13 protein-coding genes are annotated in these 14,350 nt (G+C 50.7%); 11 read left to right on the top strand and 2 right to left on the bottom strand.

The features are described 5' to 3' along the window. Positions 1–176: 176 nt before the first annotated feature. Both EL309_RS08430 and erpA read left to right on the top strand, forming a co-directional pair. Positions 177–866 (top strand): S24 family peptidase, encoded by a 690-nt coding sequence (locus EL309_RS08430; RefSeq protein ID WP_004283298.1) that lies wholly within the window; start codon positions 177–179, stop codon positions 864–866. Between the two features lie 90 nt (positions 867–956). Next, positions 957–1,295: an iron-sulfur cluster insertion protein ErpA gene (gene erpA / locus EL309_RS08425; protein ID WP_004283299.1), complete on the top strand. Its 339-nt coding sequence runs from the start codon at positions 957–959 to the stop codon at positions 1,293–1,295. Positions 1,296–1,444: 149 nt separating this feature from the next. Here erpA and EL309_RS08420 read toward each other — a convergent pair whose 3' ends face one another. Both EL309_RS08420 and EL309_RS08415 read right to left on the bottom strand, forming a co-directional pair. After that, positions 1,445–2,590 (bottom strand): THUMP domain-containing class I SAM-dependent RNA methyltransferase, encoded by a 1,146-nt coding sequence (locus EL309_RS08420; RefSeq protein WP_172795958.1) that lies wholly within the window; start codon positions 2,588–2,590, stop codon positions 1,445–1,447. 161 nt (positions 2,591–2,751) lie between these two features. Then, positions 2,752–3,792 carry a zinc-dependent alcohol dehydrogenase family protein gene (locus tag EL309_RS08415; protein WP_004283301.1) on the bottom strand — a complete coding sequence of 347 codons (1,041 nt, stop codon included), beginning with the start codon at positions 3,790–3,792 and terminating at the stop codon, positions 2,752–2,754. A gap of 277 nt (positions 3,793–4,069) precedes the next feature. Here EL309_RS08415 and mutY point away from each other — a divergent pair, with 277 nt between their 5' ends. The 9 genes from mutY (at position 4,070) to EL309_RS08370 (ending at position 14,310) form a co-directional block, all read left to right on the top strand. Then, positions 4,070–5,122 carry an A/G-specific adenine glycosylase gene (gene mutY / locus EL309_RS08410; protein WP_004283303.1) on the top strand — a complete coding sequence of 351 codons (1,053 nt, stop codon included), beginning with the start codon at positions 4,070–4,072 and terminating at the stop codon, positions 5,120–5,122. 146 nt (positions 5,123–5,268) lie between these two features. Beyond that, entirely contained in the window at positions 5,269–6,279 is a 1,011-nt protein-coding gene (gene dusA, locus EL309_RS08405) for a tRNA dihydrouridine(20/20a) synthase DusA (protein WP_004283304.1), read from the top strand. A gap of 195 nt (positions 6,280–6,474) precedes the next feature. After that, positions 6,475–7,209 (top strand): orotidine-5'-phosphate decarboxylase, encoded by a 735-nt coding sequence (gene pyrF, locus EL309_RS08400; RefSeq protein WP_004283306.1) that lies wholly within the window; start codon positions 6,475–6,477, stop codon positions 7,207–7,209. A 153-nt stretch (positions 7,210–7,362) separates the two neighbouring features. Further along, positions 7,363–8,325 (top strand): D-glycero-beta-D-manno-heptose-7-phosphate kinase, encoded by a 963-nt coding sequence (gene rfaE1, locus EL309_RS08395; protein ID WP_004283307.1) that lies wholly within the window; start codon positions 7,363–7,365, stop codon positions 8,323–8,325. Positions 8,326–8,551: 226 nt separating this feature from the next. After that, complete coding sequence (gene rfaD / locus EL309_RS08390; protein ID WP_004283308.1) at positions 8,552–9,553, top strand: ADP-glyceromanno-heptose 6-epimerase; 1,002 nt, start codon at positions 8,552–8,554, stop codon at positions 9,551–9,553. 65 nt (positions 9,554–9,618) lie between these two features. Beyond that, positions 9,619–10,110: a ribonuclease E activity regulator RraA gene (gene rraA / locus EL309_RS08385; protein ID WP_004283309.1), complete on the top strand. Its 492-nt coding sequence runs from the start codon at positions 9,619–9,621 to the stop codon at positions 10,108–10,110. A 9-nt stretch (positions 10,111–10,119) separates the two neighbouring features. Beyond that, positions 10,120–10,536, top strand: a complete 417-nt coding sequence (locus EL309_RS08380) for an OsmC family protein (protein ID WP_004283310.1) — start codon at positions 10,120–10,122, stop codon at positions 10,534–10,536. 368 nt (positions 10,537–10,904) lie between these two features. Next, entirely contained in the window at positions 10,905–11,609 is a 705-nt protein-coding gene (locus EL309_RS08375; RefSeq protein WP_172795957.1) for a GntR family transcriptional regulator, read from the top strand. A gap of 286 nt (positions 11,610–11,895) precedes the next feature. Then, positions 11,896–14,310: a DNA translocase FtsK gene (locus EL309_RS08370; protein ID WP_004283312.1), complete on the top strand. Its 2,415-nt coding sequence runs from the start codon at positions 11,896–11,898 to the stop codon at positions 14,308–14,310. Positions 14,311–14,350: the final 40 nt, after the last annotated feature.

The raw sequence follows: 14,350 nt of genomic DNA, 5'->3' as shown, positions 1-14,350 counted from the left end.
TAAATCTTACATAAAACTAAGAATAACTAAATATTACTAATAAAAAACAGACTAATCAAGCTCTGAAAATCAAAAAAAATATAAAATTAAGCTTACTAAAAAACAAAAACCACAGTAAAATAGCCGATATTCGGACATACCAAAACAAAACCATAATTAATAATAAGGAAAGATGAATGAACACTTTTAAAGACAGACTGGTTTTTCTTTGGAAAGACGAAGCAAAGCAAGCCAAGATTGCTGCGGATATCGATATGACCATTGCAGGCTTCAGCAGAATTTGGAATGAAGGCGGTTTGCCCAAAGCAGAAACATTAAAAAAAATCAAACAATTAAAGGGCTGCAATATCGATTGGCTGCTAACCGGAGAAGGCGAACCTTTTCCAGACAGCGTCAATAAAACACCGCCTGCCGTTTACGATACGCTCGACAATCCTGTCGATATTGACGAATTTATCTTCGTTCCCCGTTACGACATTCAGGCCGCAGCAGGACACGGGCAGTTAGTCCAAGACGAAAAACCCGTTTTTACCATGGCTTTCCGCCGTTATTGGGTTGAAAACTATGTAACGCGCGACACAAAAAAACTGTCTGTCATTTCCGTTAAAGGCGATTCCATGGAAGGCGTTTTAAACGACGGAGACTCCATTCTCATCAATCACGGAGAAACCACACCTCGCGACGGACTATATGTTTTACGCCTCAACGACAACTTGCTGGTAAAACGCCTCCAATTGATGCCGGGCGGAATTGTCAATGTGATTTCTGCCAACGAGGCCTACCCTACTTTTGAAATCGATTTGAACAATATGACGGACGACGTCGCCATTATCGGACGGGTAGAATGGTTCGGGCGCAACATCTGAAAAACCATTGAAATTTTTCCCGATGCCACAACTTGCCTGAAAGAAGCATTTGCGCGACAATGCCTAGCAATATTCAAGAGGAACAATACTATGTCTGACGAAAGCCCTATTATCTTTACAGAAAGCTGCTGTGCGAAAGTGGCTGACCTGATTGCCGAAGAAAACAACCCTGATTTGAAACTGCGTGTATTTGTTAACGGTGGCGGCTGCTCCGGATTCCAATACGGTTTTACTTTTGACGAAATCACCAATGATGATGATTTCGAAATCAAAAAAGACGGCCTGACTTTCTTGGTCGACCCAATGAGCTATCAATATCTGATTGGTGCGGAAATCGATTACACCGAAAGCCTGCAAGGCTCGCAATTCGTTATCCGCAATCCGAATGCAACCACAACCTGTGGCTGCGGCTCTTCATTCTCGGTTTGATATTTTTCAGCAAAAATCCCGTCTTCTTAAATGAAGACGGGATTTTTCTTTATTTCAATGCAGTGCACAATTTGAATATCTACGGCTGATGATCACTCCATTTGAAAATAAACAACATAAATGAAATCCAAACCCACCGGTTTAACGAATTAACGGTTTGAACCCTGGACCATATTCAATAAAAACAGGCGGCAATCCAAATTACCGTTATAAAGCGGAATCTTACGCTTAGGACTCAAACGCATAAATTTAGGCATATCTCGGTCTCCGGTAAACATACCGATCAACCAACCTGCATAATGCTGTTTCAGCCAAGTCCCCAACTGCGGATACAGGGCTTGCAACGCTTGAACTTCAGCCAAACGCACACCATAAGGCGGATTCGAAATCATCACACCGCCCTCACCGTTCGGGCGAACGGCCTGCGCTTCTTTTACATCCCAACGGATAATGTCGCCCACACCGGCGGCATTGGCATTAGAAATGGCCGCCTTAATCATATAGCGGTCGTTGTCGCTGCCGGAAATCGGCTGTGCAGTTTTATCAACCACTTTGCTTTCCGCTTCGGCACGGAGCTTGTGCCACAATGTTTTATCAAAGCCTTTAAGCTTTTCGAAACCGAAACGGCGCAACAACCCCGGAGCGTGGTTCATGGCAATCCATGCAGCTTCAATTGCGATGGTTCCGCTACCGCAAAACGGGTCTTGGAAAGGCTGGCTGCCATCATATCCTGCCAACATCAACAAGCCTGCGGCCAAGTTTTCCCGCAAAGGCGCTTCACCCGTATCCTGACGGTAACCGCGCTTAAATAACGCTTCACCGCTCGTATCGATAAAAATCTGCGCCGTCCGCTCGTCAACAAAGGCATACACCCGAACATCAGGATCCAGCTTACCGACATTCGGACGCGCATTTTCCACATCGCGGAAAACATCGCAAACCGCATCTTTTATTTTCAAACCGATAAAATTCAGGCTTTTCACCTGCGCACGCTTGCCTTCGACTTTCACTTTAAACGTCTGGCCGACATCAAACCAATGCTGCCAACGGATATTGCGAGCCAATTTGTAAATATCGTTTTCGCTGCGGTAGCTGCCTTTGATCAGACGGAGCAACACCCTGCTGGCCGTTCGGGAATATAGGTTGATGCGGTATACCTGTTCCAAGCCGCCTTTGCAGCCTACGCCGCCGTCTGTCGCTTCGATTTCTGTGCAGCCTTGCTGCTTCAATTCATCGGACAATATACTTTCCAAACCGCGGGGACAGGTAATGAATAGGGAGTAAATAGTCATAATCTTTCTTTGTATAGAAATATTCAGGCCGTCTGAATATTGAGATGGGAAAAACGTGATTATAGCGGATAAGCATGATACCGCCGAAATTATTACACAGCCATGCAAAAGGCCGTCTGAATTTTCAGACGGCCTCACATCAAATTCAATCCGTTATTGTCGGATTATTCATTTACCAACACCACTTTCATCGCACCGTTTTCAGAAGCATGTTTAAACACTTCGTAAGCTTCTTCCAATTCGCTTAATTTGAAGCGGTGGGTCAACATTTTGGTGTAGTCAACCGAGCTGGTCGAAATGGCTTTCAACAGCATTTCCGCAGTATTGGAATTGACCAAACCCGTGGTAATGGCCAGATTTTTAATCCACAGTTTTTCCAGTTTGAAGTCAACCGGTTTGCCGTGCACGCCTACTACGGCAATATGGCCGCCCGGCTTGGCGATTTCCTGACACATATCCCAAGTAGCCGGAATGCCTACGGCTTCAATCGCACAGTCCACACCGTCGGCACCGACGATTTCAAACACTTTTTCCGGAACATTGCCTTCGGCAGGGTTAATCGTGTGGGTTGCACCCAATTCTTTGGCCAGCTTCAAGCGGTTTTCATCCATATCGCAAACAATGATAACGGCCGGACTGTATAACTGGGCAGTCAGCAAAGCCGACATACCCACCGGTCCCGCACCGGCGATAAAAACGCTGTCGCCCGGTTTCACATCACCGTATTGCACACCGATTTCATGAGCGGTCGGCAACACATCGCTAATCAGCAGGGCCACTTCGTCGTTGACATGATCCGGCAACGGAATCAGGCTGTTATCGGCATACGGCGTACGCACATATTCCGCCTGCGTACCGTCAATCATATAACCCAAAATCCAACCGCCGTTACGGCAGTGTGAATACAATTGCTTTTTACAATTGTCGCAAGAGCAGCATTTGCTTACGCAAGAGATGATGACCTTATCGCCTTTTTTGATATTTTTCACACCGGAGCCGACTTCTTCGACAATGCCGACACCTTCGTGACCCAAAATACGGCCGTCTGCCACTTCGGGATTCTTGCCTTTCCAAATACCTAAATCGGTACCGCAAATAGTGGTTTTAACGATTTTTACCACCGCATCGGTCGGATCGATAATTTGAGGTTTGGGTTTGTCTTCCAAGCGGATATCGCCTGCACCGTGATACACCATTGCTTTCATTTAGCTTCCCTTTCTTTTGGTGGAGTAATGGACTTATTTAAGACAACTAAAGGAAATGGAGCTTTCATTTATATTCCCACAGGCTTTATTTGTCAATTTTTTTATTTAAAATTAATATGTTAAATTATAACAATCAAAATAAGCATTAATATCGTTTGAAAACCTGTTATTTTTTTCAGACGGCCTTTATGCAGTTTCAAACACCAGCCAAGTCCACATCGCAAATCCAAACGCGCTACAATAGCCGACTTCATCAGCAAACCTGTTTACCCGTTTTATGCCCTCATCCCCTACTTTTGCCGAACGGCTTATCGGCTGGCAGAAACAGCACGGCCGGCACAATCTGCCTTGGCAGGTTTCCGACCCCTACCGTATCTGGCTTTCCGAGATTATGTTGCAGCAAACCCAAGTAGCCACCGTACTTGATTACTACCCCCGTTTTACCGCACGCTTTCCCGATGTGCACACTTTGGCCTCCGCCCCGCAAGACGAAGTATTGAGTTTGTGGGCAGGCTTGGGTTATTACAGCAGGGCCAGAAACCTGCACAAAGCCGCGCAGCAAATAGTCGGTCAATTCGGCGGCAGCTTTCCGGACAACAGAAAAGATTTGGAAACCCTGTGCGGCGTCGGCCGCAGCACGGCAGCAGCCATTGCGGCTTTTGCATTCCGACAACGCGAAACCATTTTGGACGGCAACGTCAAACGCGTGTTGTGCCGGGTATTCGCCAAAGACGGCGACCCTGCCGGAAAAGCATTCGAAAACGAGCTGTGGGCATTGGCGGAAAGTCTGTTGCCCGACAACTGCCAAGACATGCCCGCCTACACGCAAGGGCTGATGGATTTGGGTGCGACCGTGTGCAAACGCAGCAAACCGCTGTGCGGCGAATGCCCGATGGAAACCCTCTGCGAAGCAAACAAACAAGGCCGAACCGCCGAACTGCCGCGCAAAAAATCCGCCGCCACCGTGCAAACCCTACCCTTATATTGGCTTGCCGTGCGCAACGCCAAAGGCGAGCTGTTATTGGAAAAACGGCCGGCACGCGGCATTTGGGGCGGTTTATATTGCCTGCCCTGCTTCGATTCATTGGAAGCATTGCACCGATATGCCGCTGTTTTCCGGCTTTCACCCGACGCATTGGAAGAAAAACAGCCGCTCACCCACCGCCTGACCCACCGCCTGCTGCTGATTACGCCGTTTCAAGCCGATACCGGCCTGTCCGAAACCTCTGCACCGAAACCGTCTGCGCAAAGCATTTGGGTAGCCGAATCGGATTTAGCGGATTACGGATTACCCAAACCGCTAAACGATTTTCTCAAACAGCTCCGATAAATCGAGGCCGTCTGAAAAAAACGCTGATTTTCAGACGGCCTATTCAACTGCCCCTTATCTGAACCAAAGATTTTTACTAAACAGACGGCTTTGGCTACAATCAGCAGGCTTTTTAGTCAAACATACAAAAACAGAAATCAAAATCCATGAATCCGACAGACAACAACATCACAGGCAGCCGCCGTTTGAGCATTGCCCCCATGCTCGACTGGACCGACCGCCACTACCGCCATATGGCGCGCCAAATCAGCCGCCACACTTGGCTGTACAGCGAAATGATCAATGCAGGCGCGATTATCTACGGCGACCAAGACCGTTTTTTGATGTTTAACGAAGGCGAACAACCCGTTGCCTTGCAACTGGGCGGCAGCGAACCGGCCGACTTGGCCAAAGCCGCCAAAGCCGGAGAACAATACGGCTACAACGAAATCAACCTCAACTGCGGCTGTCCCAGCCCGCGCGTTCAAAAAGGCGCATTCGGCGCCTGCCTGATGAACGAAGTCGGCTTGGTGGCCGATTGTTTAAACAGTATGCAAGATGCCGTCCGCATTCCGGTTACCGTAAAACACCGTATCGGCGTCGACCGGCAAACCGAATACCAAACCGTCGCCGATTTTGTCGGCACGCTCGCGCATAAAACCGCCTGCACCACTTTTATCGTCCACGCGCGCAATGCTTGGCTGGACGGCCTTTCCCCCAAAGAAAACCGCGAAGTGCCGCCGCTGAAATACGAATACGTTTACCGCTTGAAGCAGGAGTTTCCGAATTTGGAAATCATCATCAACGGCGGCGTCACCACCAACGAAGAAATCGCAGGCCATCTGCAACATGTCGACGGCGTGATGGTCGGCCGCGAGGCTTATCACAATCCGATGATCATGCGCGAATGGGATCAACGCTTTTACCACAGCAGCGAACCGCCGATTGAGTATGCCGAATTGGTTGACCGTATATTCCGTTACAGCCGCGAACAAATCCAAGCCGGGCGCGGTACCATATTGCGCCACACCGTCCGCCATTATCTCGGCCTGATGCACGGCCTGAACAAAGCCCGTGTTTGGCGGCGCATGCTGTCCGATGCCGCTTTACTGAAAGACAACGACGGCAGCCTGATACTGCAGGCATGGGAAGAAGTGAAAAACGCCAATACCTTTTAACTAACCTTAAACGGAAAATCCAAAGCCCTTCACACAGCGGCAAACCGGATTGATCACCAATCAAACTTCCGGTTTGCCGCCATACAGCAGATTCCTAACGGCAAGCAATACTGATAAAATCCACTTCATTATCCAACCCTTTTTCAGACGGCCTTTTTGGTGAAGGCCGTCTGAAAAAACCATACGGACAACATCATGAACCCCCTGATTACCGATTTCCAAACGCCCGCCCAACGCACCCCCGTTATCGTTGCGCTGGACTTTGCCAACGAAACCGATACGCTGAATTTCGTCCGCCGTCTCGACCCCGGCCTGTGCCAACTCAAAATCGGCAAAGAGCTGTTTACCGCAACCGGCCGCAGCTTGGCTGAAAAACTCATCAATCAAGGCTTCAAACTGTTTCTCGACTTAAAATACCACGACATCCCCAACACCGTAGCCCAAGCCTGCAAAATAGCCGCCGACATGGGCGTGTGGATGGTGGACATGCACGCTTCGGGCGGACGCCGCATGATGGAAGCCGCCGCCGAAGCCGTCGCCAACCATGCGCAAAAACCGCTGCTCATCGGCGTTACCGTTTTAACCAGCATGGAGCAAAATGACTTGGCGGACATCGGCTTCACCCAACCCGTTGACGAATTGGTCGTGCGTTGGGCAAAACTGGCGCAACATTCAGGCTTGGACGGCGTAGTCTGCTCCGCCCACGAAGCCGCACCGCTGCGCCGCGAATTGGGCGGAGAATTTGTTTTGGTTACACCCGGCATCCGCTTGGACATCGCCGGCAACAACGACGACCAGCGCCGCATTATGACACCGCAACAGGCATTGGCGGCAGGCTCGACTTATCTGGTAATGGGCCGCCCTGTTACCCAAGCCGCCGATCCCGTTGCCGTTTTGCGCGAAGTCAACAACGCAGCCAACCCGGTCTGACCCGTTTTTATTTTCAGACGGCCTCTGCCCGGCCATCAAAACGGTTTTCCCTGATCTGCCGCTTGATTCGTTTCAGCCAAGCGGCACCATCAATAAAACCGTATTTATCTGCCGAAAAGGCCGTCTGAAAAATCCAGAAGGCTTATTCTTATCATGGTTACCCAAATCCAAACAGAAGAATTAAAAACACGCTTCAAACAAGCCAAAGTATTGGTTGTCGGCGACGTCATGCTCGACCGCTACTGGTTCGGCGAAACCTCGCGCATTTCCCCCGAAGCCCCCGTTCCCATCGCCCGCATTACCAAAACCGACCAACGCGCAGGCGGCGCGGGCAATGTGGCACGCAACATCGCCTCATTGGGCGGTAATGCCGCGCTGCTGTCGGTGACCGGCGACGACGAAGCCGCCGACACGCTCGACAATCTCATGCGTCAAGACGGCATCGCTTCCCACCTGCTGCGCGACAAAGACATCGATACCACCGTCAAACTGCGCGTGGTTTCGCGCAACCAACAGCTTATCCGCCTGGATTTTGAAGAACAGCCCAACCGCGAAATTCTCGACGCCGTCAAACAGCAATACCGCAATCTGCTGCCCGAATACGACACCGTAATTTTTTCCGACTACGGCAAAGGCGGCCTAACCCATATTGCCGACATGATCGACTGGGCACGCAATGCCGGCAAACCCGTACTGATCGATCCCAAAGGCGACGATTACGAAAAATACGCCGGCGCCACCCTGATTACCCCCAACCGCGCCGAACTGAAAGAAGTTACCGGCAGTTGGCGCAGCGAAGCAGAGCTGACCGAAAAAGCCCAAACCTTAAGACGCCGTCTGAATTTGGAATCCATTTTGCTGACGCGCAGCGAAGAAGGCATGACACTGTTCCGCGACGGCGAACCGCACCACCAGCCGACCCGCGCACAGGAAGTCTATGACGTATCCGGCGCAGGCGATACCGTGATTGCCGGTATGGCGCTCAGCTTGGCCGCCGGCTTCACCCTCCCCGAAGCCATGCATCTGGCCAACACCGCCGCAGGTGTCGTGGTAGCCAAACTCGGTACCGCAGTCTGCTCGTTTGAAGAATTAACTTCGGCCTTAACCGCCGGATAAATATCAAGGCCGTCTGAAAATTTCAGACGGCCTCCTTATACCTGACCCCTATATGGAACAGGCTCATGATGATTCCCGATAAACCTGATTGCAAAGCAGCTTAAATGCAATGTACAAGCCGTTATCAAAAATCCGTTTATTTGCTATATCATTATGACTGCCCTTTTCAAAAGATGAAAAGGCCGTCTGAAAATTTCAGACGGCCCCATATCCAAAGGAAAATATCATGACCATCATCGTAACCGGTGCCGCCGGCTTTGTCGGCAGCAATATCGTCAAAGCCCTCAACACACGCGGCATAACCGACATCGTAGCCGTCGACAATTTATCGCGCGGCGAAAAATTCAAAAACTTGGCCGAATGCGAAATCGCCCATTATCTCGACAAACACGAATTTATCCGCCAAGTCCGTGAACACATTCTGCCGTTTGACGACATCGACGCCGTATTCCATCAAGGCGCATGTTCCGACACCATGAACCACGACGGCTTATACATGATGGAAAACAACTACCAATACAGTCTCGACCTGCTGGACTGGTGTCAAGACGAACGCATCCCTTTCCTTTACGCCTCCAGCGCCGCCGTTTACGGCAAAGGTGAAGTGTTCCGCGAAGAACGCGAACTGGAAAAACCGCTCAATGTTTACGGCTATTCCAAATTCCTGTTCGACCAAGTCGTACGCCGCCGCATGGAAAAAAAATTAACCGCCCAAGTGGTCGGCTTCCGCTATTTCAACGTATACGGCCAACAAGAGCAGCATAAAGGCCGCATGGCATCCGTCGCCTTCCACCACTTCAACCAATACCGCGAAAACGGCTACGTCAACCTGTTCGGCGCCAACGACGGCTATGGCAACGGCGAACAAACCCGCGATTTCGTCAGCGTGGAAGACGTCGCCAAAGTCAACCTGTTCTTCCTTGACCATCCCGACAAATCCGGCATTTTCAACTTAGGTACGGGCCGCAGCCAACAGTTCAACGAATTGGCCGCCGCCACCGTCAACGCCTGCCGCGAAGCCGAAGGCAAACACCCGATGACCTTAAAAGAATTGGTTGATGAAGAACTGATCCGCTACGTCCCCTTCCCCGACGCACTCAAAGGCAAATACCAAAGCTTTACCGAAGCCGACATCACCAAACTGCGCGAAGCAGGCTATCAGGAAGAATTTTTCGACGTCAAAGAAGGCGTCGGCCGCTATGTACATTGGATGCTGAACAATTTATGATAAAAAACAGACGGCCTCATTCCCAAGAGGCCGTCTGAAAAACCAAGTAAACAAAGGAGAAAAACATGGATAAAAACAACTTCGCAACCGCCGATCTGATCGACATCGCACCCGACACGCCTTCCTGCGAAACCCAATTCCGCAGCTTCGGCAAACGCAGCTGCTTCAGCGGCAAAATCCGCACCGTCAAATGCGAGCGCGACAACGGCTTGGTTAAGCAGCTGATGAACACCCCATCCGACGGCGAAGTCGTGGTTATCGACGGCTCAGGCTCGCTGTACAGCGCACTGATGGGCGACATGATTGCCGCAGCAGGTGCCCAAAACGGCTGGGCAGGCGCCGTCATTTACGGAGCCATCCGCGATAACGAAGCCATGAACGGCATGGACTTCGGCGTAAAAGCACTCGGCACCAATCCGCGCAAAAGCGCCAAAGACGGTGCAGGCTCGGTCGACATTCCCGTCAGCTTCGGCGGTGTCACCTTTACCCCCGGACACTATCTATACAGCGATTCAGACGGCATTCTGGTATCGGAACAGCCGCTGATTAACGAATAAGGACAAAACATGCAGATAACTTCAAAATGGCTGGACGGCTCATGCTTCGTCGGCACCACCGAAACCGGACACAGCGTCATCATGGAAGGCATGCCGGCCGACAGCAACCCCAAACGCGGTCCCAGCCCGATGGAACTCCTGCTGCTGGGCGTTGCCGGCTGCTCCAGCATTGATATCGTGATGATTGCCGAAAAACAACGTCAAAACATCAAAGACTGCCAAGCAACCGTTACCGCCAAGCGTGCCGACGATACTCCGCGCGTTTTCACCGAAATCCACATCCATTTCAAAGTCATCGGCCACGACTTGAAAGAAAGCGCCATCGAGAAAGCCGTACAAATGTCGGCGGAAAAATACTGCTCCGCCTCCATCATGCTGGGCAAAGCAGCCAAGGTCAGCCACAGCTTTGAAGTTGTCGAAGCATAAAAACAATCAGGCAGATAACCGCCATCTGCCTTTCCCCAAAAGGAAAAAAGGAACGGAACCCTTAAGGGTTCCGTTCCTTTTTTACACAAAACCTGTGATTATTTTCGGGAAAAATAACGGCAAAACCACTACTGTCGTTTATAATCCCACATGTACTCGTAAAATCAATATACCCAGACCATCCCACATTACGCGTCCGAATATACCTGTTTATTTTACGATACGCTTCTCTCTCTATATATGCCTTTATAACTTGGCTGTTATTGTTGACGATTTTGCCCTTAAGCAGCTACCATTGTCAACAATTTTCTTAATAATCATTAACAAAAACCTTAAAAAGGCTGCAACAAACAGCAGATAAAAGCATGATTCAAAACGAAAACAAAAATATTCAAGCGCCTGCAACTTCCTCGCTGATTTTGGAAGAAAGACACGATTCCGAGCTGTTTCGTGTTTATGCCGCCATTCTGGACGGCATTACCGACCACATTTTACTACCGGGGAAAAAACTGACCGAATCCGACCTGTGCCGCCAAATGGTTTGCTCGCGCAACACCGTACGCAGTGCCCTCTCCCTGCTCGCCCACGATAAAATCGTCGACCTGCAACCCAACCGCGGTGCATTCGTACACGTTCCCGACCTGCAGGAAATACGCGACATTCTCAGCACGCGCATGGCAATGGAAGAAATGATTATCGGATTGCTCAGCGAGTTGCCCGATTTAGAACAGCGCCTGCAACCGATCTACACCATACTCGACCATGAAGACACCGCTTTGGCAGGCGGCGACCAAGTCGGCGTCAACCGCATTTCCAACGCTTTCCATGTAGAACTGGCACGCCTGGTCGGCAACAACGTCCTGACCGAAATCATGAATACCCTATGCGCCAGAACTTCATTGGTTATCGCCGTTTTAGACAACAAACCCGCACGCCGAGCCGGAACTTACAACGAACACCGCGAAATTCTGGATTTGCTGGTTGAAGGCAAACGCAATCGCGCCGGCAAAATGCTGCGCAAACATTTGAACGAAACTTTAGTACGCTTGGAAAAAAAATTCGAAACACAATAAACCCAAACCCGATAAACAACACAAAGGCCGTCTGAAATTTTCAGACGGCCTTTTACATCAGCCAAATCAAAACTGCATAAACAGATAAAGCCGATGCCAAACCATTAAAAACACTCTGTCAGCCTCTATCCCGTTTAAACCTTTCATAAAACCCAAAGGCCGTCTGAAACATTTCAGACGGCCTTTGGGTTTCCCCTGATAGAATATTGTATAATTTTCCCGTTTACAGCCAAGCTTTCAGCGTCGGCCTTCCTATTGCGACAACCCATCCGACCACAGCACAAATATGATTAAAAAACCACCTAAAAACGCAACAAAAGCCAAAGCGGGCGCGCCCGCACAAAAATCCGGCACCAATCCGTCCGCAGAAAAACCGCAGCGTCAGCGCAAAACCAATTTGGAAGCGGTTTCCATGCCTGCCCGTAAAAAACAGCGTTCCCCCCATATCGCCGCACTCATCAACGATACCTTATGGGCATTCGGATTAATCGCTACCGTTTATACCGCCCTGTCTTTGGCAAGCTTTACCATGAGCGATCCGGCGTGGTCGCGCAGCGTCGCAGCCGAAGGCGATGCCATGAATCTCGGCGGCTTATTGGGCGCGTATCTGGCCGATGTCGGCTATTATCTGTTCGGCTTTTCCTTTTGGTGGCTGATTGCCGTCGCAGCCGTGTTGCTTTTTAAGAGCTTCCGCTACCGCAAAGACGAAGAACGCAAACCTTACAACTACACCATTGCCGGTGTGGCATTACTGATTTTGCTGATTTGCAGCCCGATTATCGAAAGCCTGTATTTCCAATCCGAACTGATTGATTCCCTGCCGGTCGGTGCAGGCGGGCTGATCGGTCTGTTTATCGGCTCCAAACTCGTGTGGCTGCTCGGTTCTTCCGGCACGCTGATGATTATGTCGGCGTTTCTGCTGCTGGCTTTATCGTTGCTGACCCAAGTTTCCTGGCTGGATCTGTTGGAAAAAACCGGCTCGCTGATCGAATCGTTGTGGCGTAAAACCGTACGCAAAGAAACAACCGCCCTCACCGCCATACCCGATACCAAAACGACCCGCCGCATGGTCAGGGAGGCCAAAAACATTACCGCCGAACCGGCTCCGGAATTGCCGGGCAGCTCAAGCAACCGTAAAAATGTTTCCGTATCCATTGCTCCGCCGCCCGCACCTGTCCAACCCGCTCTGTTTGACGACAACGGAAACGCTGCCGAACCGCCTCCTGCCGGCGAATACACCAAGCCTGCCGTCGGCCTGCTGCGCCTTCCGCAAGGCGAACCGCCTGTCATCAATCCTGAAAAGCTGCAGCAAACTGCAGAACGGATTGAAGCCAAACTGGCAGAGTTCGGTATCGGCGTACAAGTGGTTTCTGCCACTTCCGGGCCGGTGATTACCCGTTTCGAAATCGAACCCGCGCAAGGCGTAAAAGGCAGCCACATCGTAAACCTGTCTAAAGATTTAGCCCGTTCCATGTCGCTTCAGGCCGTCCGCGTCGTCGAAACCATCGCGGGCAAAAATACTATGGGTATCGAACTGCCGAATGAGCGCCGTCAAGACGTCATGTTGAGCGAAATTCTGTCTTCGCCCGTCTTCACCAACGCCAAATCCAAATTGACGGTGGCACTCGGCAAAGACATTGCCGGTGTACCGATGGTCGGCGATTTGGCAAAAATGCCGCATTTACTGGTGGCCGGTATGACCGGTTCGGGCAAATCCGTCGGCGTCAACGGCATGATTATGTCGCTGCTGTTTAAAGCCACACCCGATGAAGTGCGCTTTATCATGATCGACCCGAAAATGCTGGAGTTAAGCATTTACGACGGCATTCCGCACCTGCTCTGCCCGGTGGTAACCGATATGCGCGAAGCCGGTCAGGCCTTGAATTGGTGTGTGGCCGAAATGGAAAAACGCTACCGCCTGCTTTCCCATGCCGGTGTGCGCAATCTGGAAGGCTTCAATCAAAAAGTAGCCGACGCACAAGCCGCAGGCAAACCGCTGCTCAATCCGTTCAGTCTCAATCCGGACGCACCCGAGCCTCTGGAAAAACTGCCTTATATCGTGGTAGTAATCGACGAATTGGCGGATTTGATGATGACCGAACGCAAATCGGTAGAACAGCAAATCGCCCGACTGGCACAAAAAGCCCGTGCCGCAGGCATCCATCTGATTATCGCTACCCAACGCCCCAGTGTAGATGTGATTACCGGCCTGATCAAAGCCAATATCCCGACGCGCATGGCATTTACCGTGCAAAGCAAAATCGACAGCCGCACGATTCTCGACCAAATGGGTGCGGAAGAGCTGCTGAAATACGGCGATTCACTGTTTTTACAGCCCGGCAATGCCGAGCCGACACGTATTCAGGGCGCATTTGTTTCCGATGACGAAGTTCATCAAATCGTGGCACACGTCAAGCGCCAAGCACCGGCACGATATATCGAAGGGCTGCTCAGCGGCGAAGCGGCAATGGAAACAACCAACGCCGTCAATCCGAACGGCAACAGCGACGAATTGTTCGACCAAGCTGTCGCTTTTGTTTTAGATACGCGCAAAACCTCGATTTCATCGCTGCAACGCCATTTAAGAGTCGGCTATAACCGCGCCGCCAACTTGATGGAAGCGTTGGAACAAGCCGGCGTAGTTTCTCCTGCCGATGTCGGCGGAAGCCGGAAAATTCTGGCTCAAAAAGACAATCTCTAATCCCAACCGAACAAGGCCGTTTTTTTCAGACGGCCTTGTT

The organism is Neisseria weaveri, from assembly GCF_900638685.1.
Classification (GTDB): Bacteria; Pseudomonadota; Gammaproteobacteria; order Burkholderiales; family Neisseriaceae; genus Neisseria; species Neisseria weaveri.
Note: the sequence above shows the minus strand (reverse complement) of the source record. Positions and strands in the feature narration are given on the sequence as shown.